Source organism: Betaproteobacteria bacterium, from assembly GCA_016720925.1.
Classification (GTDB): domain Bacteria; phylum Pseudomonadota; class Gammaproteobacteria; order Burkholderiales; family Usitatibacteraceae; genus UKL13-2.
The window spans coordinates 1-26,543 of sequence record JADKJR010000006.1 but is presented as its reverse complement, the minus strand read 5'-3'; the positions used below and the strand labels follow the sequence as shown (position 1 = coordinate 26,543).

The following is a 26,543-nucleotide window of genomic DNA, read 5'->3' as shown; positions in this document are numbered from 1 at the left end:
CACTCGCGCAATGATAACTGCTTGCCCGTGCTGCGATTCATTTCGCGCGAGCTGGCACAAACTTTCACAGTTGCCAGAGTCTAGCACTGGCGGGCTCTTTCGTGGTATTTCGGCCTGCGGACCGCGCCAGTACTGGACTTTGATCTGCACATTCGCAATAAACCCTAATCCTCCTCGGCCGGCAACGCCGGCAGCTTGTCGCCCTTGCGCTCGCTCCCTGCTTTTGCCAGCAAGCCACTGGTGATGATGATCGCCATACCGGCCCAGGCAATCGGTGGCAGCAGTTCGTCGAAGATGAAAATCCCCGCGAGGCTCGCAAAGATCACCGTCGAATAGGCAAATGCCCCGACCACCAGCGTGTTGCCGCTGTGATAGGCCCGTGTCATCGCCAGTTGCGCAAGGGTTGCAGTCACACCCAAGCCGAGAAGCAGGCCGATATTGCCCGCTTTCACCGGATGAAAATCATGCTCGACCACGACTTGTGTCAATGCCGAGCCCATGATGCCGGCCAGGGCGAAATAGAACACCACGCGCCACTCGGGCTCGCCAGCATCGCCGAGCTTCTTCACATTCGCATACGCGCAAGCAGCGAAAAAACCCGAGGCAAGGCCAATGAATCCCGCATGCGCGTTTGCGCCGGAAAAGGTGGGGCGCAGCAGCAGTGCCGCACCGACAAAACCAAGCGCGATAGCGATCATGAGCCGGGGTTTGAATCGCTCGCCAAGCATAATGGTGGAGAGAAGTGCGAGCCAGAGCGGCGACGTGTAGTTGAGCGCGATGGCGGTGGCCAATGGCAACTGAGTCATCGCATAGAAATACGCGACGAGCGATATAGTCCCGGTGGACCCGCGCCAGAAATGTCCTTTCCAGAATGATGTGGCGAGCGATTTGCGCTTCCACATCACGAATGCGCCAACCGCGACGAGGCCAACGAGCGAGCGATACAGCGATAGCTCCGCACCGGTAAATTGCCCAGCCAGCAATTTGGCAAAAACACCCATGGTGGCGAACAAGGCGCCCGCCACCAACATCCAGGATGATGTCATCTACATTCAGCCCGGAAGAAATATCGGAGGGGAGATATGCAAGAGCTACACCGCCATTTCTCTCCGGATGAATTCATGGAAGTGCACCATCCCGTCTTCCATCGGCGATTGATACGGCCCCTGTTCATCACGGCCTTCCTGCCACAACAATTTGCGGCCGTCGTTCATGCGCTGGCAGATCTCTTCATCTTCCACGGCCGTTTCGTCATAGGCCTTCTGCTCGGCTGCAATGAACTCGGGTTCGAACAGGGCAATCTCTTCCGGATAGTAGAACTCGACGACATTGCTGCATTTCTCCGGCCCGCGCGGGATGATCGTCGAGATCACCAGCACATGCGGATACCACTCGACCATGATGTTCGGATAGTAAGTCAGCCAGATCGCGCCATATGCCGGCGCCTCGCCGTTGCGGTAATTGAGCACCATCTCGTGCCAGCGTTTGTACACATCACTACCGGGGCGCGACAGGGACTTGTTCACGCCCACGGTTTGCACGCTGTACCACTCGCCAAATTCCCATTCCAGCTTGGCGCAATCGACAAACTTGCCGAGACCGGGATGGAACGGTTCAACGTGGTAATCCTCCAGATAGACCTCGATGAAGGTCTTCCAGTTGAAATTGTATTCGGTGACTTCGACCTTGTTCAGCACATGGCCGGAGAAATCCAGATCCTTCACGCAGCCAAGCCGCCCCAGGTCGGCGGCAATATCGCGCGGCCCCTGAAACAGCATGCCGTTCCACTTCTGCAAATTCTTGCGCGGAAGATCGAGACAGGGTTGCTGCGGGAAATGCGGCGCCCCGAGCAACTTGCCTTCGCCATCATAGGTCCAGCGATGAATCGGGCAGACGATGTTGCCGCTTGGCAATTGACCGCTGCCCTTTAACATCACCGCCTGGCGATGCCGGCAGATATTCGACACGAGCTCGATATTTGCGCCGTTATTGACGAGCGCCCAGGCGCCGTTGGTCATTTCCAGCGCGCGAAAATCGTTGGCGTGCGGGGCCATCAATTCGTGGCCGACGTAGCTTGGGCCGTTCCTGAAAAATACCTCAAGCTCCCGCTCGTGAATGGCGGGGTCAAAATACCAACTAATGGGCAATTGTGTTGCGACGGGAGAAAGTTCTCGCGCACCGAGCAGTTTGGACATAGTCCTTACCTCCAATTATTCGCGCAGCTTTTTGGATAAGGCGAAAGCAGCGGCGAATCAACCAAAGTAAAAACAACACCCGGGCAAATGAGTTTGTTAGCTTTTAACTCTACAGACTCCGTCCCGTAGAACGAATCTCCTGGCGGAGACCCACGAAATGGAATGAGCATTCTGCCCCAATGGCCTTGAAAGGGCAAGGAAATTGGGTGTTTGGCCCGCTCGGCAAGACGCGGCGATTCATTTTTATCGTGGACTCGAAACCCCTGATTACGCTATGATTTCAGATTGATTTTCCGCTTACGCGCCCGTTGCCTCCATTCCACCACTCATGGCCAAAATCACAACTGCTACACCGAAGAGTTTCGAATCCGCGCTGGCCGAGCTTGACCAGTTGGTGGAGAAGATGGAAAGCGGCCAGCTGCCGCTGGAAGAATCGCTTTCCGCCTATCAACGCGGCACCGAACTGCTCAAGTTCTGCGAAAGCGTCCTCAAGGATGCCGAGCAGAAAATCAAGGTGCTCGACGGCGGCGAACTCAAAGATTTGTCGTTGTAAACCACATCAAGAAAATGTCCGATTTCCAGGAATGGTCCCGCACGATCGCGGGAGACATGGAGCGCACGCTCGAATCGCTATTGCCCCCCTCGGCGAGCGAGCCACGCCGGCTGCACGATGCCATGCGCTACGCCACACTCGGCGGCGGCAAACGGGTACGCCCGATGCTCGCGCATGGTGCAGGCCTAATAAGCGGGGCGCCTGTTGAACGGGTGCGGATTGTCTCCTCGGCCGTCGAGACCATTCACGCCTATTCGCTGGCCCACGATGATCTGCCGTGCATGGACGATGATGTCCTGCGCCGCGGCAAGCCAACCTGCCACGTTGAATTCGATGAAGCCACAGCGTTGCTCGCCGGTGACGCCTTGCAGGCACTGGCGTTTGAATTGATGTCCGCGCACCAGTTGGCTGATTCCCCATCGCAACAACTGGACATGTTGAAGGTCTTTTCGCGCGCTTGCGGCGCGCACGGAATGGCCGGCGGCCAAGCGATCGACTTGGCCAATGTCGGACGCCAAATTACGTTGCCTGAACTGGAGTTCATGCATATCCTCAAGACCGGCGCGCTGATTCGCGCCTCGGTATTGCTGGGCGCGATGTGTGGCCAGGCGCTGCCGCCGGAAAAAATCGAGAAGCTTGACCAATACGGCAAATGCGTGGGACTCGCGTTTCAGGTAGTGGACGACATTCTCGATTGCGAGTCTAATACTGAAAAATTAGGCAAAACCGCCGGAAAAGATCAGGATGCCAACAAGCCCACGTATGTGAGTTTGATGGGACTGGTACCTGCGAAACGGTTTGCCGATGAATTGCTGGCTGATGCGCTCGATGCCCTGAGCACGTTCGACGGCAAGGCAGATCGCCTGCGGCAGTTGGCCGAATTCATCGTTCGGCGCCTGTACTAGAACCAGAAGCGCATCCGGAACGATACAGACAAGAATGATCTCCAAATACCCGCTGCTGGATAAAATCAACGACCCCGTCGACCTGCGCAAGTTCGAGCGGCGCGATCTGCTGCCGCTGTCCATTGAGTTGCGTGAATTCATCGTCGAATCAGTATCGACCACCGGCGGGCATTTTTCCTCGAATCTCGGCACCATCGAATTGACCATCGCCCTGCACTACGTTTTCAATACGCCCGATGATCGCCTGGTGTGGGATGTCGGCCACCAAACTTACGGGCACAAAATTCTGACCGGCCGGCGCACGGGCATGCCGCATTTGCGCCAGAAAGGCGGCATCGCCGGTTTCCCGCGCCGTGAAGAGAGCGCGTACGACACCTTCGGTACCGCGCATTCGTCCACCTCGATTTCCGCCGCACTGGGTATGGCTGTGGCGGCACGCGTGGCGGGCCTGAAGCGCAAATCGATCGCCATCATCGGCGATGGCGCGATCACGGGCGGCATGGCATTTGAAGCGATGAACAATGTGGGCCGCGAAAACGTGATCGTGATTCTGAACGACAACGACATGTCTATCTCGGAATCGATTGGCGCCCTGAACAACTATCTGGCCAAGCTGTTATCCGGCCGCTTCTATGCGGCCACCAAGAAGACCGCCGAAAAAGTTCTGCAGCACACGCCCACGTTCAAGGAAATCGCCAAGCGCGTCGAAGAACACGCCAAGGGCATGATCACGCCTTCCACCATGTTCGAGGAATTCGGCTTCAACTACGTCGGCCCGATCGACGGACATAACATCGATGTGCTGGTCGATACGCTGAACAACATCAAAAAGCTCGACGGCCCGCAATTCCTGCACATTGTTACGCGCAAAGGCCAGGGTTACAAACTGGCCGAAGAAGATCCGATTCATTACCACGCCGCGTCCGGCAAGTTTGATCCAAAAATCGGCATTGCGAAGCCAGCCCCTTCCCCGGACATCAAGCCAAGGCCCACTTACACCCAGATTTTCGGCGAATGGCTTTGCGACATGGCGCGTGCCGACAAACGCCTCATTGGCATTACGCCCGCGATGCGCGAAGGCTCGGGGATGGTCAAGTTTTCCCAGGAGTTTCCCGGCCGCTATTTTGACGTCGCCATTGCCGAACAACACGCGGTGACCTTTGCGGCCGGTTTGGCGGCAGACGGCATGAAGCCCGTGGTCGCCATCTATTCAACCTTTCTGCAACGCGGCTACGATCAACTGATCCACGATGTGGCGCTGCAAAATCTTCCCGTGGTATTTGCGCTCGACCGCGGCGGACTGGTCGGTGCGGATGGCCCAACCCATCACGGCGCATTCGACCTTTCGTTCCTGCGCTGCATTCCCAACATGACAGTGATGGCGCCGGCGGACGAAAACGAATGCCGCCAGATGCTCTACACGGGATTCACCCTTTCCAGCCCAAGCGCGATACGTTACCCGCGTGGCGCGGGCCCAGGCGTTGCGTTGCAAACTGAAATGGTGGCACTGCCGGTTGGCAAGGGCGTGCTGGTACGCGAGGTCAAGGGTTATGAAGCCAAACGCATCGCGATCCTGGCGTTCGGCTCGATGGTGAAACCGGCCACGGACTGCGGTGAAGAATTCAATGCCTCGGTCGCCAATATGCGATTCGTAAAGCCGATCGACCGTGAACTTATTTTCAGGCTTGCCACCACCCATGATTACCTTGTTACGATCGAGGAGAACGTGGTGATGGGCGGCGCAGGCAGCGCTGTCGCCGAATCACTTGCCGCGCAGGATCTGAATGTGCCGCTGCTGCAACTCGGATTGCCCGATCAGTTCGTCGAACACGGCGATCCGACCGTATTGCTGGCCGATTGCGGATTGAACCGGGAAGGCATTTCGCTTTCGATTCGCCGCTGGCTGGCGCGAATATCGGCCAACGCCATAGCGCCCAAGCAGGCTGTCAGCTGAGCCGGGGTTTCATGCGCAGGCTGACGCTTTGTTTTTCGTTTACATGACTTCTTTGACCAGGTAAAAATCATGAAATATCTCGCCATCGTTTTCGTTGCATCAACCACCATCACCAGCGCATTTGCCCAGACGGCGCCCGTTGCCGCATCAGAGCCAGTTGCCAAGCACAGCTGTGCCAGGCCAGCAATGATCGACACGTCCAAACGGATCACCGAAAATCAGATGGCCGCGTTCGTTGCGGCACTGGCCAAATTCAAGGAGTGCGCGGAAGGCTTCGCGCAGGCCCAGCAAAAAGAGGCCGAACGCGTACAAAAAGCTGCCCAGGCCAGCGCCCAGGCAATGGTTGCCGCCGGCAATGTTGCAATCAAGGACTACAACGATTTTGTCGAGGAAGCCGGCAAGGTCATGGCCGCGAAAGCCGCCGCGCCGAAGGAGTCAGCTGAGTCGACGCGAGAAGGAAATGTCGATACCGTTCCGTCTCGGATTCCAAGGAAGAACTAAACGCTGCCGTATTTCCGCGCAACCGCTTCTTTGATGCGTAACCAATCTGCACGTTGAGCTGACCTGCGGTCACCGAAGTATTGGCCCAGCCGACGATATGTTCGCGCCACAACAGCGGTAGCGCGTAGTACCCGAGTTTGCGTTTCGATGCCGGCGTATACGCCTCAAAGCGGTAGGCCCAGCCCCAAAGGTGTTCAAAGCGCGACCGGTCCCAGACCACGGGATCAAACGGCGCCAGAAAACGCACTTTGTCGTCAGCAGCTTCGGGCATCTCTTCATGTGCGGGCCAAATATAGGGCGCCCCATCCACTGTCACGCGCCGATATGTTCCGCGTTTGATCGCCAGCTCGATCCGCTTGGCGAAATCGACCGCGGGCTTGTTCGTGCCCATCATGCTAAAGACGCGCATCAGAGAACGTTCCTGCAGCGGCGCATAGAGATTGACGATCAATGCAATCAGTCCATCCGCGCGCGCGATGGGAGACATCGCGGCTTCACGTGGCGGTGCAAGCGCATAGATGCGAAGACCTTTGTCGCGCCGGCGAACCCGCGCAAGTCCTTCGCGGTGCAGGGCCTCCAGCATCAGAGTGGTTGCAGATGACGTGCCGCCCCAACCGTTAATGCGCGCGCCCGCGCCCAACACACTTTCGACATCGCGCGGATGCGCCTCTTCCTGCTCGGATAAATATCGCAGCAGCTTGCGCCGCAACGGCTGATGTTCGGTCATGAATTCCCGCCAGCGAGGAGACAGGACGCGCGGATGCAGAAGTGCCAGATGCTCCTCGGGGAAAAAGCCGTAGTTGTGCAGCATGTCTTCGATAATCGGCAGCCGCGGAAATTCCTTTTCGAGATCATCAATGCGATAACCGGCCACGCGGTGCCGCAAGATCAGATCCTGTGCACGTGCTGGCGCGCGAATCGGATCGGCCTGCAAATATCCGAGCCGGCGAACCGCAGTCAGGAGATCAGCAGGCGGGCCGAATGCGCGGGCAACCGCGTAACGGCGTAATTCGTCGAGCGTCATGCGGCTATTGATTCAAATCCGCAACGTTACCGCATCGAGTTTATCGAACAACGCTTTTGTCCTGCCCGAAAAGTACCTTGCGTTGCGCCTCGTCGATCGCAATCGGCGGGTCGGGACGCACTTCTTTCGCCCGAGCATACGCGCGCTTGGTGGCCGGTCGCGCTTTGATCGCGGCGTGCCAACGCGCAAGATGCGGAAAGTCTTTCATGTCCTGCCCCTGGCGTTCGGGAATGATCCAGGGATAGGCCGCCATGTCGGCAATGGAATACTGCTTGCCGGTAATAAACGCGCGGTCCGCGAGACGCTTGTTCAGGACCCCGTACAGACGCGACGTTTCCTTCACGTAACGCTCGATCGCATACGGAATTTTTACCGGCGCATAGTGGGCAAAGTGATGGTTTTGACCGAGCATCGGACCGAGCCCGCCCATTTGCCACATCAGCCACTCGAGCGTTTCCACCTGCCCGCGCAGATCCTTTGCGATGAATTTTCCGGTCTTGCCGGCCAAGTACAGCAGGATCGCACCTGACTCGAATACGCTGATCGGCTTGCCCCCGTCGATCGGCGCGTGATCGACGATTGCCGGCATCCGGTTGTTCGGCGAAATTTCCAGAAATGCGGGCTTGAACTGATCGCCTGTGCCGATATTTACCGCCTTGAGGTTGTAGGCGAGTTTTGCCTCCTCGAGAAACAGCGTGATCTTGTGTCCGTTTGGTGTCGGCCAGTAGTAGAGGTCAATCATGGTGTTTTCCTTTCAAATGAATTCTGCACTAGCAGCCTGTCGGACTTGGAGGAAATCTGCACCGGCCAGATCATTTTGCAGCGGATTTCTTCCAAGTCCGACAGGCTGCCAGCTATTTGCCAAATGCGCCAACGCCTGCACGCGCGTACTGGTTCGGCCATTCCAGGGATACGCCCAGCGCCGCTGCCGCGTGACGCGGCCAATAGGGATCGCGCAGCAAGGCGCGCGCCAGAAAAACACAATCGGCGTCGCCATCCGCGACGATTTGTTCAGCCTGCACGGCTTCCGTGATCAGTCCCACCGCACCCGTTGGAATCTGCGCGGCAGCACGAATCGCGCGAGCAAACGGCACCTGGTAGCCGGGGCGGATGGTCATCTTTGCGTCGGCCACATTACCGCCGGAGGACACGTCGATGAGATCGATGCCGATCGCCTTGGCGCGCTTGCAGAATTCGATCGATTGCGTCAGATCCCAGCCCCCCTCCTTCCAGTCGCTTGCGGATATTCGCAGGAATACCGGCAGATGAGCAGGCCAGACCGATCGAACCGCCTCGCATACTTCGAGTGGAAACCTCATGCGGTTTTCGAGCGAGCCGCCGTATTGATCGGATCTCGAATTCGAGAGGGGCGACAAAAACTCGTGCAATAAATAGCCGTGTGCCGCATGGATTTCCGGCACTTCAAAACCCGCCGCCAGCGAACGCCTTGCCGCGTTGACGAAAGCCTCGACCGTCGCCTCCAGTTCCGCCTTGCTCATTTCGTGCGGCACCGGAAACGTGCTGGCAAATGCCATATTGCTCGGCCCCAGCACGTCCCAGCCGCCCTTGTCGGCGGTGACCTTGCCGGCACCTCGCCATGGCGAGTAAGTGGATGCCTTGCGCCCCGCGTGTGCGAGTTGTATGCCGGGTACGGCGCCCTGCGCTTTGATGAACGCAGCAATCGGCTTCCACGCGTCACGCTGTGCATCATTCCAGATTCCGGCGTCTTCCGGCGAAATGCGCCCCGCAGGTGTCACGGCAGCAGCCTCGGTCAACACCAGCGACGCGCCACCCACCGCACGTGAACCAAGGTGCACCAGATGCCAGTCAGTCGGCAGACCATCCGCGCAACTGTATTGGCACATGGGCGAAACAAACACACGGTTGCGGAAGGACAGTTCTCGCAGTTGAAATGGGGAAAACAGCTGGGACATGATGGACAGACTTTCAGGCTTTTGGGTGTGATTGAATTCTAGCCCGGATGATTGCCTGACGATCGACCCAGATCAAACAACCAAGTATCTCTTTTGCCGGGAACTGACCGACTTGACCCCACACGTGTTACTTGCGAACGCCGGGGGCCTCGATGGCGAGGCCGTTCGCGCGCCACCCCAGATACACCTCCAGCGCCGTCAATTCCGGCGCCCCATATTCCGGCATCTCCGCGCGCAATCCAAAATAGCACGCACGCAGCCGCCGTTGCAGCGAGCCAATCTTTTGCCACTCGAAACGATAGGCCGGATAGCCTGTACCGTGTCCCTGGCTGAGCGTGTCGGCCAGCAGTTGCTTGCCCCAGTGGGCCTGATGACAATGACGGCATGCAAGGTTCAATTGCCCGATGCGTTGGTTGTACAGGCGCTTGCCTTCATCAAACGTATCGCGCAACCCGCTGTCGACTTGCACGTTCATGGGCATGCCGCGAGACTGGAACGCGACGAACGCGGTCAGTGCCAGCAACGCATCCGATTCGGCCTCCAGGGCCGGCGCATCCTGTCGCTCAACCGTGCAGGCGTTGATTTGGCCCTCGAGATTTTGCGCGCGGCCGGTACGCGGCGCGGCCCGCGGATAGCGCGTCGCGACTCCCTTCATCGACGTTTCCGCCGCGCCGTGGCAATCATTGCAGGACTTGCGCGTGGCGCCTTGCGGCGTCATCCACAACTGCCGACCCTGCGCGACCCAGAGCATCGCCGGATTGGCAAACCCGTCGGCCTGCAACTTGCGAATTTCTGGAGACTGGAACTCGCTGCCTGCTTTCAGGGGTACCGGCACTTGCGCGAACGCACCACTGCAGATGCCGAGCAATACAATGCCTGCGCGCAACATCAAGTCGCAACCTCAATGCGCTGGCGAATCGACCCTTTCTCCTTGTTGTCGTCTTCCCAAACTACCTCGATATCCCCGCTCACATCGGCGCGAACGAAAAATTCAAAATAGGGATTGGCGGCGATGCCGCTGGAAAGTTCCGCCCGCCATACTTCGCGCGCGGCGTAGCGGCACGTGATGGCACGAATCACATTCTTCGCAATCGTCTGGCCATTGGCGTCGAGCCGGAAACCGGATTCCATCGCGTGCAGGATCACCAGGCGCACCGGCACGATTTCGCCGCGAGTGGCTTTCTCTTGAACGCTCAGTCTCGCAAGCGCCATCGTCAGGTCCCATCGATGCAGGATGAAACGGTCACCACCACTTTCGCGCGCGCCAGGCAATGCGAACCGTCAGATAACCGCGCGATCGCCACCACTTCCTGCTCGCCCGCCAGTCTGATTCGGGTGCCAAACGAGGCGCGCCCCGATAGCGGGCTGAACATCACACTTGCCGCCAGCGGGCGCGGATTTCGCGGCGCGATGAGGTGAATGCTTTTTACAAAATCGCTCGCCGTCATCGGGCTATCCACCTCGATGGCGACCGGTACCGAATGGCCGGTGTCGGCCAGTTCGGGAATGGTGAGGCGGATCCGGCCCTCACGCAATGGCGATGCGCCAACCAGGTCGCGGATGAGTGCCGGTGCAGGGTCGGCGTCCGCTGCGGCGGCGCCGGGCAAACTGCCGCCTAACGCGGCGACGGCCATCATGCCAAGCACGCGGCGGCGATTTGAACGCGACGGATTCATTTCAATGTCTCCAGGAATGCGACCACGTCTTCAACTTGCCGCGCGCTGAGCACGGGTTGGTCCCGGTATCGCCGCGCCACATGATTCAATTCAGTTGCGCGATAGAACGCCGGCATCACCGCGTCGGGATTCAGGCGCGTGATATCCACTACGCGCAAGCGAAGTTGCGCGACCGACAATCGGCTGCCGACGCCTTGAAGTGGCGGGCCGATATTGCCCGACAGCGAAATATCCGGCGCCGCGTGGCACAGGACGCAATGCCCCGCCTCGCGCGAGACAAACACCTCGCGACCGCGCACCGCATCGCCGTCAACGCTGGCCACCCGCTCCTCGATCCTGTCGTTGGGCACGCGCAACTGCGCGCAACCTGCTATCGCACCAATTGTCAGCAAAGTTGCGATCTTGCGTGCGCGTGGAAAACCACTCGCCGGAAGCAAACCGGCGTTCAAGACAGGATCTCGCATGATGGAAATCTGATCGTGGGATGCATGAATGGTTCGCAGATTTGCGATGTAAACGGCTCAAACACTAGCATTGGCGCCAGGCTGTTCACCGGCCATAAATGCCGGGCAAATGAAAGCGCGCCAGTGCTCAGACGGGGGTTATTGAAGTCCTGACAGAATAACGTCTTCCGCGGGATCCTGCATCGCGACGCGAACTACTTAATGATTTTCAGCGCCCGCCCGATTGCCACCAGCGCGGCAAAAAAAACAACGCTCAGGACCATGGCCCCCAATGCGGCCGCCAGCGCAAGCGGCACGCCCTGCAGGCCCGCCGCCGACATTGCCAGCCACGCCAGCCAGACACCTGGCACGGCGGAGGCAATGATCGCCAGAATGCTGAAGAAATACGACTTCAACGGTGACGGGAAGTGTGTGTATGAGCCGTTTGAGTCAGAGGTCATTGTGCGCTCGTTCATATTGGGTTCATCAATATCGGCGGGGTCGACACGCATGTCGCGCCGCCGTCAATCACGTATTGGGTCCCAGCCACCGCTCAGCGGTTGCCACATCCCAACCCTTGCGTTTTGCGTAGTCGGTCAACTGGTCGCGATCAATTTTACCCACAGCAAAGTATTGCGATTGCGGATGTGAGAAGTAGTATCCGGATACCGCGGCCGTTGGCCACATGGCGTAGCTGTCGGTGAGCGATATACCTGCCTTTTCAGCCGCCTGCAGCAGTGAAAACAGCGTGCCCTTCTCGGTATGCTCGGGGCATGCCGGATAGCCCGGCGCGGGGCGGATGCCAGTGTATTGTTCCGCGATCATTGCCTCGTTGGAGAGCGCCTCGTCTTTGGCGTAGCCCCAGTACTCCCGCCGCGTTTTCCAGTGCAGGTGTTCGGCAAACGCTTCGGCCAGACGATCCGCCAGCGCCTTGATCATGATGGCGCTGTAGTCATCGTGGGCGGCTTCGAACGCCTTGGCGCGCGCCTCGCAGCCGATACCGGCGGTCACCGCAAATGCGCCGACGTAATCATTGAGTCCGGACTCCTTGGGTGCAATGAAATCCGCCAGGCATTGGTTCGGATTGCCCGACGGCTTTTCGTTTTGCTGGCGTAGCTGGTGAAACGTTGCGATGGGCGTTACACGTGATTCGCGCATTTCGTCGGCATACACTTCGATATCGTCACCCACGCTGTTGGCAGGCCAGAAGCCAACCACCGCATTGGCACTTAGCCAGCGGCCCTTGATGATCTGGTCGAGCATTTTCTGGCCATTGTTGAATACTTCACGTGCAGCGGCGCCAACGGTGGCGTCGTCGAGAATTTGCGGGTATTTCCCCCACAAGTCCCAGGTCTGAAAAAACGGCGCCCAGTCGATGAACGGCACCAGTTCTTCCAGCGGATAATTTTTGAGTTGCTTCACACCGGTGAACGTGGGCTTCGGCGGTGCATAGCCTTTCCATTCAATCCTGGTGCGATTCGCTCGCGCCGTCGGCAGCGGAACCAGCTTCACGCCTTTCTTGTTGGCGTGCTGCTCGCGCACTTTCACGTAATCATCGCGCACCGATTGCACGTAGTTGTTCCTCAACTCGTCCGAGAGCAAATTGCTGCAGACACCGACGGCACGGGATGCGTCCGGCACCCACACCACCGGACCGTGGTAATTTGGCTCGACTTTCACGGCCGTGTGCGTGCGCGACGTAGTGGCACCGCCGATCAAAAGCGGAATCGTAAATCCCCGGCGTTCCATTTCCTTGGCGACGTGCGCCATTTCTTCCAGCGACGGTGTGATCAATCCGGACAAGCCGACGATGTCCGCCTTCTCGGCAATGGCGGCATCGAGGATTTTGTCGCAGGCCACCATCACGCCCAGATCCACCACCTCGTAGTTGTTGCATTGCATGACCACGCCGACGATGTTCTTGCCGATGTCGTGCACGTCACCTTTCACGGTGGCCATCACGATCTTGCCCTTGGCCTTGGCATTCTCGCTGCCGAGCAGGCGTTTCTCTTCTTCGATGAACGGGATCAGGTGTGCGACCGCCTGCTTCATCACGCGCGCCGATTTCACCACTTGCGGCAGGAACATCTTGCCCGCACCGAACAGGTCGCCGACCACGTTCATGCCGTCCATCAATGGACCTTCGATGACATTGATCGGCCGGCCACCGGCTGCCTTGACCTTGACACGAACTTCTTCGGTGTCCTCTACGATGTACTGCGTGATGCCGCGCACCAGCGCATGCGAAAGCCTTGCTTCAGCCGGCTGGTCGCGCCAGGCGAGGTCTTCGATATTCTCTTTTTTCTGGCCTTTGTATTGTTCCGCGAACGTGACCAAGCGATCGGTCGCGTCAGCCCGGCGATTGAACAGCACATCCTCCACCCGCTCGAGCAAATCCTTGGGAATGTCGTCGTACACGCCCAGTTGCCCGGCGTTGACGATGCCCATGGTCATGCCCGCTTTGCCGGCGTGATACAGGAAAGCGGTGTGAATGGCTTCGCCTCACCGGCTCGTTGCCACGGAATGAGAACGACACGTTCGATACGCCGCCACTCACTTTGGCGAGCGGCAGGTTATTGCGAATCCATTCGGTCGCGCGGATGAAGTCGATACCGTAGGTCGCGTGCTCCTCGATGCCGGTCGCGACGGCAAAAATGTTCGGGTCGAAAATGATGTCTTCCGGCGGGAAGCCGACTTCTTCCGTCAGGATTTTGTACGACCGCGCACAAATGTCGATCTTGCGTTCATAGGTGTCGGCTTGTCCCTTTTCATCGAAGGCCATCACGATCACGGCGGCGCCGTAGCGGCGCGCGAGTTTGGCGCGTTCGACGAATTCGGGAATGCCTTCCTTCATCGATATCGAGTTGACGATCGACTTGCCCTGCACGCATTTCAGGCCCGCTTCGATCACGCTCCATTTGGAACTGTCGATCATGATCGGCACGCGCGAAATATCCGGCTCGCTCGCGATCAGGTTCAGGAACTTGGTCATGGCCGCTTGCGAATCCAGCATCGCTTCGTCCATGTTGATGTCGATGACCTGCGCGCCGTTCTCGACTTGCTGGCGCGCGACCGTCAGGGCGCCGCTATAGTCGCCATTCAGGATCAGTTTCGCGAAGGCCTTGGAACCCGGTCACGTTGGTGCGCTCGCCGACGTTCACGAACAGCGAATCGTCGCCGATGTTGACGGGCTCAAGCCCCGAGAGGCGCAAACGTTTTTCAATCGCCGGGACATGCCGCGGCTTGCACGGCGCGACGATATCGGCGATGGCCTTGATGTGTTGCGGCGTGGTGCCGCAACAGCCGCCGGTGATATTGAGCCAGCCTGCGTCCGCCCATTCGCGGATGAAGGTCGCGGTCTGTTCCGGCAGCTCATCGTATTCCGCCATGGCATTGGGCAGGCCGGCATTGGGATGCGCCGACACATAGCAATCGGCCTTTTCCGCCAGCTCTTCGATGTGTGGCCGCAATTCCTTCGCGCCCAGCGCGCAGTTGAAGCCGATCGACAGAGGCTTCGCGTGCCGCACCGAGTTGTAGAACGCTTCCACCACTTGCCCCGACAGCGTGCGGCCGGACGCATCGGTAATGGTGCCGGAGATCATCACCGGCAGGCGATGTTCGTGAACCAGCCCGCGCGCCTCGAATTCTTCTTCGACGGCGAATATCGCGGCCTTGGCATTCAAGGTATCGAAAATGGTTTCGATCAGGATGATGTCTGCACCGCCGTCGATCAGCCCACGCGTCGCGTCACGGTAGGCATTCTTGACTTCATCAAAATCGACCGCGCGGAAACCAGGATCGTTGACGTCGGGCGACAGAGACAGCGTACGATTCATCGGCCCCAGTACGCCGGCGACGAAACGCGGCTTGGCCGGCGATTCGACTGACATCGCATCGGCTACTTCGCGCGCCAGTTTTGCGCCTTCGAGATTCAGTTCATACGCCAGCGCCTCCATCCCGTAATCCGCCATGGAAACCGCGGTCGAATTGAAGGTGTTGGTTTCAAGAATATCCGCCCCGGCATCGAGATACTGCCGATGAATCTCGCGGATGACCTGCGGACGCGTCAGCGAAAGCAGATCATTGTTGCCGCGCAGATCCTTGGGCCAGTCGGCAAAGCGCGCGCCGCGATACTCGGCCTCGGTGAGCCGATAGCGCTGGATCATGGTGCCCATCGCGCCGTCCAGCACGAGGATGCGCTGCATCAGCGCTTTCTCGAGCGCGGCCGTGCGGGAAGGGCGTGTGGAAAGTGAGTGGTCCATGTCGTGTGCACACCTTGCCGGATGTGATCCGGCTCGATGTCCTATTTACTTGTCAATTGTGCGGAGATCCAGCTATCGATCTTCGCTTCCAGCAGGTGCAGCGGCAGCGCGCCATCGCTCAGCACCTGATCGTGGTAATTCTTCAGGCTGAATTTCGCCCCGAGTTTTGTTTTTGCGCGCGCGCGAAGTTCCTGGATTTTCAGCGAGCCGATTTTGTACGCCAACGCCTGTCCCGGCGATTCCATATAGCGCTCGGTATAGCGGCGCGATTCGGCCTCCGAATAACCCTGCGTGTCCATCATGTACTGGATGGTTTTTTCGCGCGTCCAGCCCTTGGCGTGCAAACCGGTATCGACAACGAGACGCACGGCGCGCAGCAGTTCATCAGACAGATGCCCGAGATAAGCGTTCGGGTCCTCGAACAACCCCATCTCCCGGCCCAGCGTCTCGGCATAAAGCGCCCAGCCTTCGCCGTACGCGGTAATCCAGCCATGCTGGCGAAACTTCGGCAACGGCAACTCCTGCTGCAAGGCGAGGTGATAGTGATGCCCCGGCTGGCCTTCATGCAGGAACAGCGTTGTCATGAGCGTGTTGCCATATTTGGCGGCGTCTTCAATCACCGCATAGAACACGCCCGGTCGCGAGCCATCCGCGGCGGGCGACGAATAGTGATCGGATGCGGTCGCGCGGGTCAATTCCGGCTCGGCGCGGATTTCCAGCGGCGCCTTCGGAGACCGGCCAAACATCTGCGGCAGCTTCTCGATAATTTTGCGGTTCAGCGCCGTATACGCGTCAAGCACTTCCTGCTCGGTCTTGAACGGGCGGTTTTCCGCGAGCCCTTCATGCCACTTGAAAAATTCACCCAACGTGCCCTTGAATTTGTACGCCGCCTTGACCTTTTCCATTTCGCGGTGAATGCGCGCGACTTCCTTCAGGCCCATCGCATGAATCTCGTCGGGCTTGAGTTTGGTAGTCGTGTAATAGCGCACGAGAAATTCGTACCAGGCCTTGCCGTTGGGAAGCGCGTCGATACCCGCGGTCGTGCGGCACTTGGGTAGATATTCTTTTTCCAGGAACGCGACCAGCTTTTCCATCGCCGGCACCAGCCGCGTTTCAATCGATTCACGGTATTCGGCCGCGAGTTTTTCACGTTCCACCGCCGAGAACGACGCGGGCATATTGCGAATCGCGAGATTGAACGTGTTCTTGTCGAGGTCCCGGGTGGTCAGCGCCTGCAGCGACGGCAAGCCGCGCTCGATCAACACCTTGGGCTGAACCACGCCGCGCTCGATGCCCGCACGCATGTTGATGATCGCCTGGTCGGCCCACGCCGGCAGTTTGTCGAGCCGCTTCAAGTAATTCCGGTAATTTTCAACGGTCTTGAGCGGCTGAATTTGCTGGCCACTGCCAAACTGCGCGATATACACGGGCAGCCCGCCGTACTGGTCGATCGGCAACAGATCGCCGGGATAGCGCATCGCCTCCTGCTGCAACTTGACTTCGTCTTCCAGTAACGATCGCGTGATTTCGTCTGCCGGCGACAACAGCTTCACATTCAGCGCCGCCTGCTCACGCTGGGCACGCTGGTAGAGCGCCCTGATCTTGGCGCGATGCACCGGTGCAATGTCGATTTCCAGTTCGCCCTCGTACTTCGCGTCGCCGGTGATTTGCGTGCCCATTAGCGGATTCAGGGTCAGCCTGTCCTGAAAATAGCGCTCGGCGATCGCGGCAAGCTTTTCGCCTTCGGTCAATTTGGGTGGCGTGGTACCGGCAGCGTTTGTCTGCGCCAGCAAATCAGGTGAAATGGTGGCGAGTGCGGCGGCCAGTAACAGACCGGAAACGATCGAGAGTGAATTCAATTTGACGTTCAGCATCTTTGCTCCAGAAACAAAAAAACCTGCCCGCAAAGTGGGACAGGTTTCGACGGAAATCGCTGTCTCGCTTTAGCCGGATTTAGGGTTCACCACCGCCCAGCGCCCGCAAGCTGAAGGAACAACTGTTCCGGTCAAATCGGCGCAAGATGGAATTTTACGCGCTTTTTTGCGGGGCCGTACAGGGCAGGCTGGATGAAGCAATGCAACGCCAGCATTGGCGGGCGTTTCAGGGCATTTTGCCGCTGCAGGGCGCGCCAGATGGCGATTTGACGATGCTCGGGGCAAAAGACGAGACTGACCCCAGCGTTGCGGCAATGAACAGTCAGAATGAATTGTTTCAGGAAAAACAAATGACGCTGGCCTTTTCATCGATTTTCATCGCGGCACTCCACGGCTATAGTGCGCGCTTGGGAATTTGCATGGTGCAGCGCGCCATGCACTAGCCAACACGCGAAGTTCAGTGATTGAAGCGCAGCACGAGGCTGGCGGCGCCGAGCGCCTTGCCGCCCTTGAGCGCATCGAGCACGGCGGCCTTGTCGAGCCCGGGCGGCAGCGCCTCGGCTTCGAGCGAGGTGGCGATCAGCGTATAGACGTAGTGCTGCGGCGCGTTGCCGCGCGGCGGGCAGGGGCCGAGGTAGGGCATGCCGAGCGAATTCTTGCCGACCGTGAAGGCGGCCTGCGGCGCAAGTGCCGCGCCCTCGGGCAAGCCGGACGCACTGGCCTTGATGCCGTAGCCGACCCAGTGGTTCACGCCGAGCCCGGTACGGCCAGCCTGGTCGTCCATCAGGATCACGAAGCTGCGCGTGGCCGATGGCGCGCGGGCCCAGGTCAACGCGGGCGAGATGTTTTCGCCGGGACAGTTGGCGTTCGCCGGGTTCTTGCCGCCGTATTTGGTGTCCAGCAAAGCGTTGTCCACGCGGCCGGGCGACCACAGGCTGAAGCCCTTGTGTCCCGGGTCGCCGCCCGACGGCGGAGTCGCACATGCCGTAGCAAGCACAGCGACCGCCGCGAGCAACAAGCCGCGCAAAGTGAGGGATGGATGCATCGTGATCTCCTTCGAAGTAGTTCGTCGTTCAATGGCTTTCGGTACCGCCGATTGTTCAATTCACGTCGACAGGCGCACTTTCTGCCGACAGGCCACAACTGGATTTTGTGCGGCCCTTGTAGCGACCAAGGTAAAGGGCGCCGCGCTTTTGCGGCGTCCAGCGACCAAAGGGAGCGACTTTGAGCGACGGGTTAGCGAAGTAATCGGCCCGCTGCCGCAAATCGCGCCGAAGAAACACCTGGCGGCTCGGTTGTGGCAAGGTGGAATGCGGTGCCGCGGAAGACCGATGTAGCAATGGTGCGTACTGCCCGCGGGTTAGCGTGGTCCTGGGTGACGTCATCGACATTGGTGAATCGGCGCGGCAGTTCGCAGCTGCCGAGGGGATATCCCGTTTGAGAGAGTGAGCAAGACGACGTACCCGAGGCGGCGCCACATTCCTGAACGAATGATGGAGCACGCCATGGCTCAACGCAATCGAAGCCTCAGACTCAAGCCGGGTCAGTCCCGAGTGGCACTGACGATCACCCACCCCAATGCGGCAGGAATTGACATCGGCAGCGCGGCGCACTTTGTGGCCGTACCGCCTGACCGGGACGATGAGCCGGTGCGCGAGTTTCCCAGCTTCACGGTTGACCTCAATGCCATTGCTGATTGGCTTCAGGCCTGCCGGGTGGATACGGTGGCGATGGAGTCTACCGGCGTGTACTGGATCCCCCTGTTCGAGTTGCTGGAGTCGCGTGGCTTCACGGTGCTGCTGGTCAACGCGCGTCACGTGAAGAACGTTTCGGGCCGCAAGTCCGACGTGCTCGACTGTCAGTGGATTCAGCAGCTCATGACCTACGGCCTGCTCAGCGGTGCGTTCCGCCCGGCCGAGCGGGTGTGCGTGCTGCGCTCGCTGTGGCGCCAGCGCGGCATGCTGCTGCGCAGCCAGGGCCGCCACGTGCAGCACATGCAAAAGGCGCTCACGCAGATGAACGTGCAGCTGGCCAACGTCATCTCCGACGTGGTGGGCGAGACCGGCCAGAAGATCCTGCGCGCCATCGTCGCCGGCGAGCGTGACGGTCAAGTGCTGGGCGCGATGAAGAACGTGCGCGTGCGCGCCAGCGTCGATGAGATCGCCAAGAGCCTGCAAGGCAACTGGCGCGCCGAGCACTTGTTCGCGCTCAAGCAGGCGCTGGCCGCCTTCGACTTTATCGGCACGCAACTGGCTGAATGCGATCAGGAGATCGAAGCGCAGTTGAAGCGGCTGGAGGTTCATGAAGGCGACCCAGCCAAAGGCAAGAAGCGCAGTCGGCCACGCAATGCGCCGAAGTTCGATCTGCGTACCCAACTGTTCAAGATGTGCGGCGTGGACTTGACGCGCATCGACGGCATCGATGTGACCACCGCTCTGGCGGTCATCAGCGAGACCGGGGCCGACATGTCACGCTTTCCCACGGAGGGCCACTTCGCGAGCTGGCTGGGCTTGTGCCCGGGCACCAAGATCACCGGCGGCAAGGTGATGAGCGGCAAGACCAAGCGCTGTGCCAACCGCGCGGCCCAGGCCCTGCGCTTGGCCGCCGCCGCGCTGCGCAGTAGCCAGTCCGCCTTGGGCGCGTACTTCCGGCGCATGTGCGCGCGCATGGATAAGCCCAAGGCCGTGACCGCGGCCGCCCACAAGCTCGCGGCTGATCTACCGATGCTCACCAAGGGCCAGGAGTACACCGACCAGGGCCAGGCCTACTACGAGGAGCGTTACCGCGACGCGTTCTCCGCCATCTGGCACAGCGCGCCGAAAAAATGGGTATGCAACTCATCGCCGCCGAACAACCCACATGAAACCCGAATTACAAATCAATCACTTGGGAGGTGTTTCTTAAGAGACATCATCGACTCGCGGTAGCACCAGCCAATACACGCATTCGCTCAGCTGTAATTCTCATGATTAGATCGAATGCCTTTCGATGACGACGGTCAATCGCCGTATCCGGCGAAAAAATGAGCGCACTGCCGTTTTCATAGTTCGACACAAGAGAAAAGCGTTGGTTACCAAGTTCCACGTCAATTTGCGCAACTGGTATGTGAATTCCTCCAGCACTTTCCCATTTCGAATTTGCATTCGCAGTCTTGAGTGCATCCTGAACGGTGCGAAAGTACTTGTCCAAATCAACGTCACCTGGCTGTGAGCGAGTTACAACAAATTCGAATTGTTCGTTGCCACCGAAATTGTTTTGCGTCTGATAACGAACCTTCACCGAGTCGTTGCCTAAGCACTCGACGCTGACGGTGAGCAAAGTGAAAAATATAATCAGGTGGCGCAGCATGGGATTAGAGATGTCTAACTTTGATGTAGGCCTCCTAATTGACGGTTTGTAAAGCGTCAATTTCAGAGGTGTGGATAAGTAATGCTCGTTTGTTCAAACACATACTGCGAAATAGTACGTCCTATTTGAAAAAGCAAACACATGATTTTGGATAAAGCCCCCGCCCAAACTCTGCTCACCCCCAAACGAAACTGAGAAATGCCGCACCCAACCCTTTGCGCACCATCTAAGCGTGAGGCGCCGCCAACCACGCCAACGCCAACGTTGTCAGCGCTTTAACCCCCACTTTCAATCCCGTCTCATCAACGTAGAAACGCGGGCTGTGATTGGACGGCGCGTATTTGCATTCCTGATCGTGCGGCGTGCAGCCGATGAAGAAGAAAAATCCCGGCACTTCCTTCTGATAAAACGCGAAGTCTTCCGCGCCGCAGGTCTTGGGACAAATGCCGACGTTTTTCTCGCCGGCCGCGCGCTTCAATACCGGCACCGACCAGTCGGTCAGCCTGGCATCGTTGACGGTTACTGGGTAGCCCGATTCGATATGCACTTTCGCCTTCGCGCCGCCCGATTCGGCAATCAACGTCGTGATCTTCTGGATGAATTCATGGATTTCGCTGCGGTGCTTTTCATCGAAGGTGCGGATGGTGCCTTCCATTTTCGCTTCGTCGGGAATGATGTTGCTGCGATTGCCCGCCTGAAAACTGCCGACGGTGACCACCGAAGGCTCTTCGGTAATGTTCATTTTTCGCGAGACGATGGTTTGCAGGCCGAGCACGATTTGCGAACCGACCACGATCGGATCAACGCCCGACCACGGCTGCGCGCCGTGCGTTTGTTCGCCGCGCACGAAGATGCGGAACTGGTCGGCTGACGCCATCAGCGGCCCGGAGCGGTAGCCGATGTGATTGGTATGGAGCTTGGAGGTGATATGCAAGCCGAACACCGCGTCGACTGGTGGATCCTGCATGCATCCCTGCTTGATCATCAACTTCGCGCCACCTTCTTCGCCGATGGGTGGCATTTCTTCGGCCGGCTGGAAGATGAACTTGACGGACCCGGCAATATGCGCGCGCATTCCCGCCAGGATTTCCGCAACCGCCATCAGGATCGCGACATGGGTATCGTGGCCACACGCGTGCATCACGCCGGACTCGACGCCATTCCATTGCGCGCGCACCTTGCTCTTGAACGGCACATTGGTTTCCTCCGTCACCGGCAGTCCATCCATGTCGGCGCGCAAGGCCACGCACGGTCCCGGCTTGTCACCGTTGAGGACGCCGACGACGCCGGTATAGGCAACTTCTTCTTTTACCCGGTCGAAACCCAGCGCCTTGAGATGCGCGGCCACCAGCTTGCCGGTGCGAAATTCGCGATTGCCCAGCTCCGGATTGGCGTGCAGATCGCGCCGCCAGGCGATGACCTTGTCGTTGATGCGGTCCGCGTGCTGGGCGATGATGGTGTCGAGTGCAAGAAAGGCGTCAGGGGCATTCATGGATTCACTCTCGAAATTGGACAAGCGATTATCGCATCAAGCTCCACGCGGGGCGCAGGGAGCGCAGGGAACGATAGCGCTCGCTATAATTCGCTATTCCGCGTCATGGCGGAATGAAAGCGCCGCAATGACGCCAAACCATCAATCGGGGAAGACCATGGAACATCTCATGCCGCTGGAAGCAGATGAATTTTTGAAAAGGGAGCCGACGGCGGTGTTCGTCGATTGCCGCAGCGAGATGGAATTTCTGTTCGTCGGCCATCCGGTCGGCGCGATGACGATTCCCTGGAATGACGGACCGGACTGGGATATCAATCCGCATTTTGTCGGCCAGGTAAAAAAGGCTGTCGGTCACTCGACGCATCGGCCGGTGGTGCTGATCTGCCGCAGCGGCAATCGTTCCGTCGACGCAGGGATTGCACTGGAGGCTGCCGGCTTCACCCGCGTCTATAACGTGCTCGAAGGCTTTGAAGGCGATCTCGATGAGCAGCACCACCGCGGCAAGCTCGGCGGATGGCGCAGCGCGGGGTTGCCTTGGGCGCAGGTCTAGGACATCGATCTCTAGCTCTGGCGCGGCGTTTCAGGCATTTTATGCCTGGAAGGCTCGCCAGTGCTGGAGTTTCATGCACCGCGATTCGTCATCGGTTTGCGTCGCGAGCAGACAATTGGGGGCGTGAAAATTGAGGGCGTGAATTCTCCCGGCGCGTCGCGCGAACATCCGTCTGCCTCTCTCGCCTGGGCCATCTGGGGCTTGGGCGCGGCACTGTACTTCATCGGCTTTTACCAGCGCGTCTCGCCCGCGGTCATCACCAATGAGCTGACCGAGGCGTTCGCGCTGACGGCGGCGGGCCTGGGCAATCTCTCCGCGTTCTATTTCTATAGCTACGTGGCGATGCAAATCCCCACCGGCATTTTGGCCGACCGCCTCGGCCCGCGACGCCTGCTGACGGCGGGCGCGATCATCGCGGGCTTGGGCACGGCCGTGTTCGCGATGGCAACGGACGTGAGCATGGCGAACCTGGGCCGTTTGCTGATCGGCGCCTCGGTGGGTGTGGCGTTCGTGTCGATGCTGAAGCTCGCCGCGCACTGGATGCCGCCACGGCAATACGCGCTCGCCTCGGGGATCGCGCTGGCGGTCGGCGTATTCGGCGCCGTCGCGGCCGGCGCGCCCCTGCGTTTGCTCGTCAATGAATTCGGTTGGCGCAACGTGATGTGGATGAGTGCCGCGTTGACCGCGCTCCTGGCCATCGCCACCTGGCTGTTGGTGCGCGATGATCCGTCCGAGCGTGGCTATGCGAGCTATTTCGAGGGAACGCACGGCACCGCCCATGACACTCACCTGCTCGACGATTTGAAAGAAGTACTGCGCTCCCGCAACGTGGTGCTGTTGTTCTTCATCGCCGGCGTGGCCAGCGCAATGGTGCTGACCTTTGCCGGTCTGTGGGGCGTGCCGTTTCTCATCACCCACTATGACCTCACACCCACCAACGCGGCCGGCCTGTGCTCGGCGATGATGGTGGCCTGGGCGATCGGCAGCATCAGCTACAGCGCGGCGTCGGACCGCCTCGGCCGCCGGAAGCCGCTCTACATTGGCGGCCTGGCCATCTCTCTGATGCTTTGGGCGGCACTGATTTACGTTGAACATTGGCCGTATGCGGTGCTCTGCGTGATGCTATGCGCGATCGGCTTTTTTTGCGGCTGCTTCATCGTCAGCTTTGCCTTCGCCAAAGAGTCCGGTCCGGCGCGATTGGCGGGAACCGTTTCAGGCATCAGCAATATGGGCGTGATTCAGGGCCCGATGTACATGCAGCCGCTGGTTGGTTTTATTCTCGACCGCCATTGGCATGGGGCGCTGGTCGATGGCAAGCGTGTATTTGATTTCGCGTCATACCAGCAAGGCTTTTCGCTGATGCTGGTGTGGGGCGTTGTCGCGCTGGTCCTGCTGCTATTCACCAAAGAGACCTACTGCAAACAAAGCGTTTAATGGCCTGCTGGTTTATCGGCCCGCTGACGATCGGCGCGCGGTGTATTTGACCACACGCCGGTAACCCACCCAGCAAACCAGCCCGCACAACATCATCGCGCCCATGCCGCACGCGAGCAGCACCGGCGAATGCGATAGCGCGGGCGAGATGATCCCCGCAACCAGCGCATTGATCATGCCGCCGACAAAGGCCGACAGCGAAACAGCCATGCCGCGACGGAACGGAAACAGGTCCATCACCAGGATCGACAGCGACGGAAACGCGGTCGCGGAACCCATCGCGTAGATGAAAATCGGAATCACCGACCACGGAATGGCCGGCGCGAAAAAAGTCGAGAACGCCAGATTGAAGAGAACGGCCAGCATCATGAACGTGTAACCGGCGCGGATTGTTTTCGCCGGTGACCACTTGCCCGCGACGCGCCCGGAAATGAACGCGCCGGTCATGATGCCGCCGATGCCGGGAACGAACAGCCATGCGTATTCCGTCGGGCCGAGATGCAAATGCTGCGGCAGGAAAACCGGCGCGGACAAAATGTAAAGAAAGAAACCATTGAAGTTGAATCCGCTGGCGAACGACAGCAGCAGGAAGGGAATATTGGCGCCCACTTCGCGATAGCCGGCCAGCAGCGGTTGTATGCGAAACGATTGGCGCTTCTCGACGGGCAATGTCTCGTGAAAGGCGAAAACGCTCGTCACGATCAACGCCAGGGTGAAGGCGGCGACGAACCAGAAAATCGAGTGCCAGCCGTAATGCGAAAACAGGAACCCGCCGATGATCGGCGCGACGGCCGGCGCCAGGCCAAACCACATCGTGACCATCGACATCAGGCGCTGCGCATCGGCATCGGTAAACAAGTCGCGAATCATAGCGCGCCCCACCACCATGCCCGCGCCGACCGACACGCCTTGCAATGTGCGGAAGAACAACAATTGCCCGATCGTTCCGGACATCGCGCAGCCGACCGTGCCGATCAAGAATACGCCGAGGCCCCAGAGAATGATCGGCTTGCGGCCAAAGGAATCCGACAGCGCGCCGTGAAACAGGAACATCACCGCAAAGCCGATGAGATAGACCGAAAACGTCTGCTGCATCTGCAACACGCTCGCCCCCAGATCGTTGGCGATGTTCGGGAACGCCGGAATGTAGGTATCGACCGCGAACGGGCCGAGCATGCCGAGGGCGGCCAGCAGCAACGCGAGCAACCAGCGCGGGGTGCGGTGGTGGGCGTGGGTGCCTGGCGTCAAGGTGACCCCGGCAACCTTGCAGGTCGCGCTGCCCCATACGTGGGGCAGTCGTATCGCGGGCGATTCGCATGCGAATCGAAACCCCCGCTCAATCTCAAGCACTGGCGCGGCTCACGGGCGCAAAATCGCTGAAACAGCGCACCGGCGCTAGGGTTTGACCTGCCGAGAAGTTGCATCACCAATTGCCTGACCCGTGCTCTATGACTTGTCCATCACTTCCCCGGAACGGACTGATTCATTCCGCGGACGCGCCAACGCGAGTTGGTCGCGATGGAAGAATCTCATTGTACCGACTGCGGAGCAGCGAGCGCGGCGTCGCGGAAGCCGGTTATCGCATCGCCCGGTCAATCAGCAACTTGTCGGCATACATCTTGAAACTGGCGAGCCTACCATCGCGCACCGACCAGAGATGAGCGAATTCGGCCTGCATGGATCGGCCGGTCGACTTCGCCGTGCCCGCATAGACGCCGAGCGCCACGACGCGATCATCACTCGACAAAGCCAGCGGCGTTGCGGAAAACTCAACCCAGTCTTCTTCCGAGCGGATCAGCAGCTTGTCGACGACCTCTTTGCGGGAACGCCACGTGCCGCTTGCATTAGGAATCCCTTCGGCCTCGGTCCAATCGAGATTGGGATGCAACACGGCAAATATGGCTTCGACATCGCCGCGCGCGATCGCGGCATAAAACGAAGTGACGATTTCGCGTGCCGACAAGTCGGCTTTGTTGTAAGGAGGCCGCATCATGGGTACTGTCCTTTTTGGAATGAGGGTGCGCGGTCGCGTTCATGGCGCGACCGGCAAACACTTATCGTTAGATGATCGTTGCCATGACTTGGCGTCGTTGCCTCGATCACGCCTGCCTGCACCGGTTCCGGGCCTGCTTGTTAATCGTCGCGGACCCAAATTCAGCGCCCACCACGGTACGCGCAGCACGTGTGCCCCTGGGCTGCGCGACCAGCGCGGCAATCGCCTGCCCGACATCGTGCGGATTCGGCGCATCCGCTGCGCTTAAAGATGGTCGTGAAGTGCTTAAACATCGCGCCGGGGATCTCGCCAATCGCGCCGTATGCGCCAACGCGTTTGGTATCGATGGAATTGCGCGCTGCCGTAAGTGGCTGGCTGGATAGGCACTCGGTTGCACCAGAACCA

At 59.3% G+C, this 26,543-nt stretch carries 23 protein-coding genes and 2 pseudogenes; 8 read left to right on the top strand and 17 right to left on the bottom strand.

From position 1 onward, the window contains the following. Window positions 1-164: 164 nt before the first annotated feature. A complete protein-coding gene (locus IPP88_10245) occupies window positions 165-1,046 on the bottom strand; it encodes a DMT family transporter (GenBank protein MBL0123071.1) in 882 nt (293 codons plus the stop codon). A gap of 45 nt (window positions 1,047-1,091) precedes the next feature. Then, window positions 1,092-2,195 (bottom strand): aromatic ring-hydroxylating dioxygenase subunit alpha, encoded by a 1,104-nt coding sequence (locus IPP88_10240; GenBank protein ID MBL0123070.1) that lies wholly within the window; start codon window positions 2,193-2,195, stop codon window positions 1,092-1,094. 328 nt (window positions 2,196-2,523) lie between these two features. Here IPP88_10240 and IPP88_10235 point away from each other — a divergent pair, with 328 nt between their 5' ends. From IPP88_10235 to IPP88_10220, 4 genes are all read left to right on the top strand, one after another. Then, window positions 2,524-2,748, top strand: a complete 225-nt coding sequence (locus IPP88_10235; protein MBL0123069.1) for an exodeoxyribonuclease VII small subunit — start codon at window positions 2,524-2,526, stop codon at window positions 2,746-2,748. A 14-nt stretch (window positions 2,749-2,762) separates the two neighbouring features. Beyond that, entirely contained in the window at window positions 2,763-3,653 is an 891-nt protein-coding gene (locus IPP88_10230) for a polyprenyl synthetase family protein (GenBank protein ID MBL0123068.1), read from the top strand. 34 nt (window positions 3,654-3,687) lie between these two features. Then, a complete protein-coding gene (gene dxs, locus IPP88_10225) occupies window positions 3,688-5,607 on the top strand; it encodes a 1-deoxy-D-xylulose-5-phosphate synthase (GenBank protein ID MBL0123067.1) in 1,920 nt (639 codons plus the stop codon). Between the two features lie 69 nt (window positions 5,608-5,676). After that, a complete protein-coding gene (locus IPP88_10220; GenBank protein ID MBL0123066.1) occupies window positions 5,677-6,108 on the top strand; it encodes a hypothetical protein in 432 nt (143 codons plus the stop codon). On the opposite strand, the gene IPP88_10215 is transcribed toward IPP88_10220, so the two are convergent. The 10 genes and pseudogenes from IPP88_10215 to IPP88_10170 all read right to left on the bottom strand — a co-directional run bounded on the left by IPP88_10215 (window position 6,011) and on the right by IPP88_10170 (window position 17,321). Then, window positions 6,011-7,132 carry a YcaQ family DNA glycosylase gene (locus tag IPP88_10215; protein ID MBL0123065.1) on the bottom strand — a complete coding sequence of 374 codons (1,122 nt, stop codon included), beginning with the start codon at window positions 7,130-7,132 and terminating at the stop codon, window positions 6,011-6,013. The genes IPP88_10220 and IPP88_10215 overlap by 98 nt on opposite strands. A gap of 40 nt (window positions 7,133-7,172) precedes the next feature. Further along, window positions 7,173-7,874: a glutathione S-transferase N-terminal domain-containing protein gene (locus IPP88_10210; GenBank protein ID MBL0123064.1), complete on the bottom strand. Its 702-nt coding sequence runs from the start codon at window positions 7,872-7,874 to the stop codon at window positions 7,173-7,175. A 112-nt stretch (window positions 7,875-7,986) separates the two neighbouring features. Next, window positions 7,987-9,066 carry an NADH:flavin oxidoreductase/NADH oxidase gene (locus IPP88_10205; GenBank protein ID MBL0123063.1) on the bottom strand — a complete coding sequence of 360 codons (1,080 nt, stop codon included), beginning with the start codon at window positions 9,064-9,066 and terminating at the stop codon, window positions 7,987-7,989. A 127-nt stretch (window positions 9,067-9,193) separates the two neighbouring features. Continuing rightward, window positions 9,194-9,955 carry a sulfur oxidation c-type cytochrome SoxA gene (soxA, locus tag IPP88_10200; GenBank protein MBL0123062.1) on the bottom strand — a complete coding sequence of 254 codons (762 nt, stop codon included), beginning with the start codon at window positions 9,953-9,955 and terminating at the stop codon, window positions 9,194-9,196. Beyond that, the gene (locus IPP88_10195) at window positions 9,955-10,278 is read right to left on the bottom strand and encodes a thiosulfate oxidation carrier complex protein SoxZ (GenBank protein ID MBL0123061.1); all 324 of its coding nucleotides are present in this window, start codon (window positions 10,276-10,278) and stop codon (window positions 9,955-9,957) included. Before IPP88_10195 ends, soxA begins: the two co-directional genes overlap by 1 nt. A gap of 2 nt (window positions 10,279-10,280) precedes the next feature. Continuing rightward, a complete protein-coding gene (locus IPP88_10190) occupies window positions 10,281-10,742 on the bottom strand; it encodes a hypothetical protein (GenBank protein MBL0123060.1) in 462 nt (153 codons plus the stop codon). Then, window positions 10,739-11,206: a sulfur oxidation c-type cytochrome SoxX gene (gene soxX / locus IPP88_10185; protein MBL0123059.1), complete on the bottom strand. Its 468-nt coding sequence runs from the start codon at window positions 11,204-11,206 to the stop codon at window positions 10,739-10,741. The genes IPP88_10190 and soxX overlap by 4 nt, the downstream gene beginning before the upstream one ends. A 194-nt stretch (window positions 11,207-11,400) precedes the next feature. Next, a complete protein-coding gene (locus tag IPP88_10180; GenBank protein ID MBL0123058.1) occupies window positions 11,401-11,646 on the bottom strand; it encodes a hypothetical protein in 246 nt (81 codons plus the stop codon). A gap of 67 nt (window positions 11,647-11,713) precedes the next feature. After that, window positions 11,714-15,447: pseudogene (gene metH, locus IPP88_10175) on the bottom strand (methionine synthase). A gap of 41 nt (window positions 15,448-15,488) precedes the next feature. Next, window positions 15,489-17,321, bottom strand: a complete 1,833-nt coding sequence (locus tag IPP88_10170; GenBank protein MBL0123057.1) for a DUF885 domain-containing protein — start codon at window positions 17,319-17,321, stop codon at window positions 15,489-15,491. A gap of 200 nt (window positions 17,322-17,521) precedes the next feature. On the opposite strand from IPP88_10170, the gene IPP88_10165 reads away from it, so the two are divergent. Continuing rightward, the gene (locus tag IPP88_10165) at window positions 17,522-17,764 is read left to right on the top strand and encodes a hypothetical protein (GenBank protein MBL0123056.1); all 243 of its coding nucleotides are present in this window, start codon (window positions 17,522-17,524) and stop codon (window positions 17,762-17,764) included. A gap of 14 nt (window positions 17,765-17,778) precedes the next feature. On the opposite strand, the gene IPP88_10160 is transcribed toward IPP88_10165, so the two are convergent. Next, the gene (locus IPP88_10160; GenBank protein ID MBL0123055.1) at window positions 17,779-18,366 is read right to left on the bottom strand and encodes a YbhB/YbcL family Raf kinase inhibitor-like protein; all 588 of its coding nucleotides are present in this window, start codon (window positions 18,364-18,366) and stop codon (window positions 17,779-17,781) included. Between the two features lie 460 nt (window positions 18,367-18,826). Here IPP88_10160 and IPP88_10155 point away from each other — a divergent pair. Continuing rightward, window positions 18,827-20,184: pseudogene (locus IPP88_10155) on the top strand (IS110 family transposase). Window positions 20,185-20,231: 47 nt separating this feature from the next. Here IPP88_10155 and IPP88_10150 read toward each other — a convergent pair. Both IPP88_10150 and IPP88_10145 read right to left on the bottom strand, forming a co-directional pair. Further along, window positions 20,232-20,669, bottom strand: a complete 438-nt coding sequence (locus tag IPP88_10150) for a hypothetical protein (GenBank protein MBL0123054.1) — start codon at window positions 20,667-20,669, stop codon at window positions 20,232-20,234. A gap of 226 nt (window positions 20,670-20,895) precedes the next feature. After that, window positions 20,896-22,161: an amidohydrolase gene (locus IPP88_10145; GenBank protein ID MBL0123053.1), complete on the bottom strand. Its 1,266-nt coding sequence runs from the start codon at window positions 22,159-22,161 to the stop codon at window positions 20,896-20,898. Between the two features lie 157 nt (window positions 22,162-22,318). Between IPP88_10145 and IPP88_10140 the strand changes: the two genes are divergently transcribed. After that, a complete protein-coding gene (locus tag IPP88_10140) occupies window positions 22,319-22,711 on the top strand; it encodes a rhodanese-like domain-containing protein (GenBank protein ID MBL0123052.1) in 393 nt (130 codons plus the stop codon). 138 nt (window positions 22,712-22,849) lie between these two features. Beyond that, complete coding sequence (locus IPP88_10135) at window positions 22,850-24,145, top strand: MFS transporter (protein ID MBL0123051.1); 1,296 nt, start codon at window positions 22,850-22,852, stop codon at window positions 24,143-24,145. Between the two features lie 12 nt (window positions 24,146-24,157). Here the strand turns inward: IPP88_10135 and IPP88_10130 are convergent, their stop codons facing one another. Then, window positions 24,158-25,321 (bottom strand): multidrug effflux MFS transporter, encoded by a 1,164-nt coding sequence (locus IPP88_10130; protein ID MBL0123050.1) that lies wholly within the window; start codon window positions 25,319-25,321, stop codon window positions 24,158-24,160. 400 nt (window positions 25,322-25,721) lie between these two features. Beyond that, window positions 25,722-26,138, bottom strand: coding sequence for a nuclear transport factor 2 family protein (locus tag IPP88_10125; protein ID MBL0123049.1), 417 nt, complete (start codon window positions 26,136-26,138; stop codon window positions 25,722-25,724). Between the last annotated feature and the right edge of the window lie 405 nt (window positions 26,139-26,543).

Excerpts from the sequence above, each read along its gene's own strand:
- IPP88_10245 (MBL0123071.1), bottom strand. The coding sequence starts at position 1,046 with ATGACATCATCCTGGATGTTGGTGGCGGGCGCCTTGTTCGCCACCATG.
- IPP88_10240 (MBL0123070.1), bottom strand. The coding sequence starts at position 2,195 with ATGTCCAAACTGCTCGGTGCGCGAGAACTTTCTCCCGTCGCAACACAA.
- IPP88_10235 (MBL0123069.1), top strand. The coding sequence starts at position 2,524 with ATGGCCAAAATCACAACTGCTACACCGAAGAGTTTCGAATCCGCGCTG.
- IPP88_10230 (MBL0123068.1), top strand. The coding sequence starts at position 2,763 with ATGTCCGATTTCCAGGAATGGTCCCGCACGATCGCGGGAGACATGGAG.
- dxs (MBL0123067.1), top strand. The coding sequence starts at position 3,688 with ATGATCTCCAAATACCCGCTGCTGGATAAAATCAACGACCCCGTCGAC.
- IPP88_10220 (MBL0123066.1), top strand. The coding sequence starts at position 5,677 with ATGAAATATCTCGCCATCGTTTTCGTTGCATCAACCACCATCACCAGC.
- IPP88_10215 (MBL0123065.1), bottom strand. The coding sequence starts at position 7,132 with ATGACGCTCGACGAATTACGCCGTTACGCGGTTGCCCGCGCATTCGGC.
- IPP88_10210 (MBL0123064.1), bottom strand. The coding sequence starts at position 7,874 with ATGATTGACCTCTACTACTGGCCGACACCAAACGGACACAAGATCACG.
- IPP88_10205 (MBL0123063.1), bottom strand. The coding sequence starts at position 9,066 with ATGTCCCAGCTGTTTTCCCCATTTCAACTGCGAGAACTGTCCTTCCGC.
- soxA (MBL0123062.1), bottom strand. The coding sequence starts at position 9,955 with ATGTTGCGCGCAGGCATTGTATTGCTCGGCATCTGCAGTGGTGCGTTC.
- IPP88_10195 (MBL0123061.1), bottom strand. The coding sequence starts at position 10,278 with ATGGCGCTTGCGAGACTGAGCGTTCAAGAGAAAGCCACTCGCGGCGAA.
- IPP88_10190 (MBL0123060.1), bottom strand. The coding sequence starts at position 10,742 with ATGAATCCGTCGCGTTCAAATCGCCGCCGCGTGCTTGGCATGATGGCC.
- soxX (MBL0123059.1), bottom strand. The coding sequence starts at position 11,206 with ATGCGAGATCCTGTCTTGAACGCCGGTTTGCTTCCGGCGAGTGGTTTT.
- IPP88_10180 (MBL0123058.1), bottom strand. The coding sequence starts at position 11,646 with ATGACCTCTGACTCAAACGGCTCATACACACACTTCCCGTCACCGTTG.
- IPP88_10170 (MBL0123057.1), bottom strand. The coding sequence starts at position 17,321 with ATGCTGAACGTCAAATTGAATTCACTCTCGATCGTTTCCGGTCTGTTA.
- IPP88_10165 (MBL0123056.1), top strand. The coding sequence starts at position 17,522 with ATGCAACGCCAGCATTGGCGGGCGTTTCAGGGCATTTTGCCGCTGCAG.
- IPP88_10160 (MBL0123055.1), bottom strand. The coding sequence starts at position 18,366 with ATGCATCCATCCCTCACTTTGCGCGGCTTGTTGCTCGCGGCGGTCGCT.
- IPP88_10150 (MBL0123054.1), bottom strand. The coding sequence starts at position 20,669 with ATGCTGCGCCACCTGATTATATTTTTCACTTTGCTCACCGTCAGCGTC.
- IPP88_10145 (MBL0123053.1), bottom strand. The coding sequence starts at position 22,161 with ATGAATGCCCCTGACGCCTTTCTTGCACTCGACACCATCATCGCCCAG.
- IPP88_10140 (MBL0123052.1), top strand. The coding sequence starts at position 22,319 with ATGGAACATCTCATGCCGCTGGAAGCAGATGAATTTTTGAAAAGGGAG.
- IPP88_10130 (MBL0123050.1), bottom strand. The coding sequence starts at position 25,321 with ATGCTCGGCCCGTTCGCGGTCGATACCTACATTCCGGCGTTCCCGAAC.
- IPP88_10125 (MBL0123049.1), bottom strand. The coding sequence starts at position 26,138 with ATGATGCGGCCTCCTTACAACAAAGCCGACTTGTCGGCACGCGAAATC.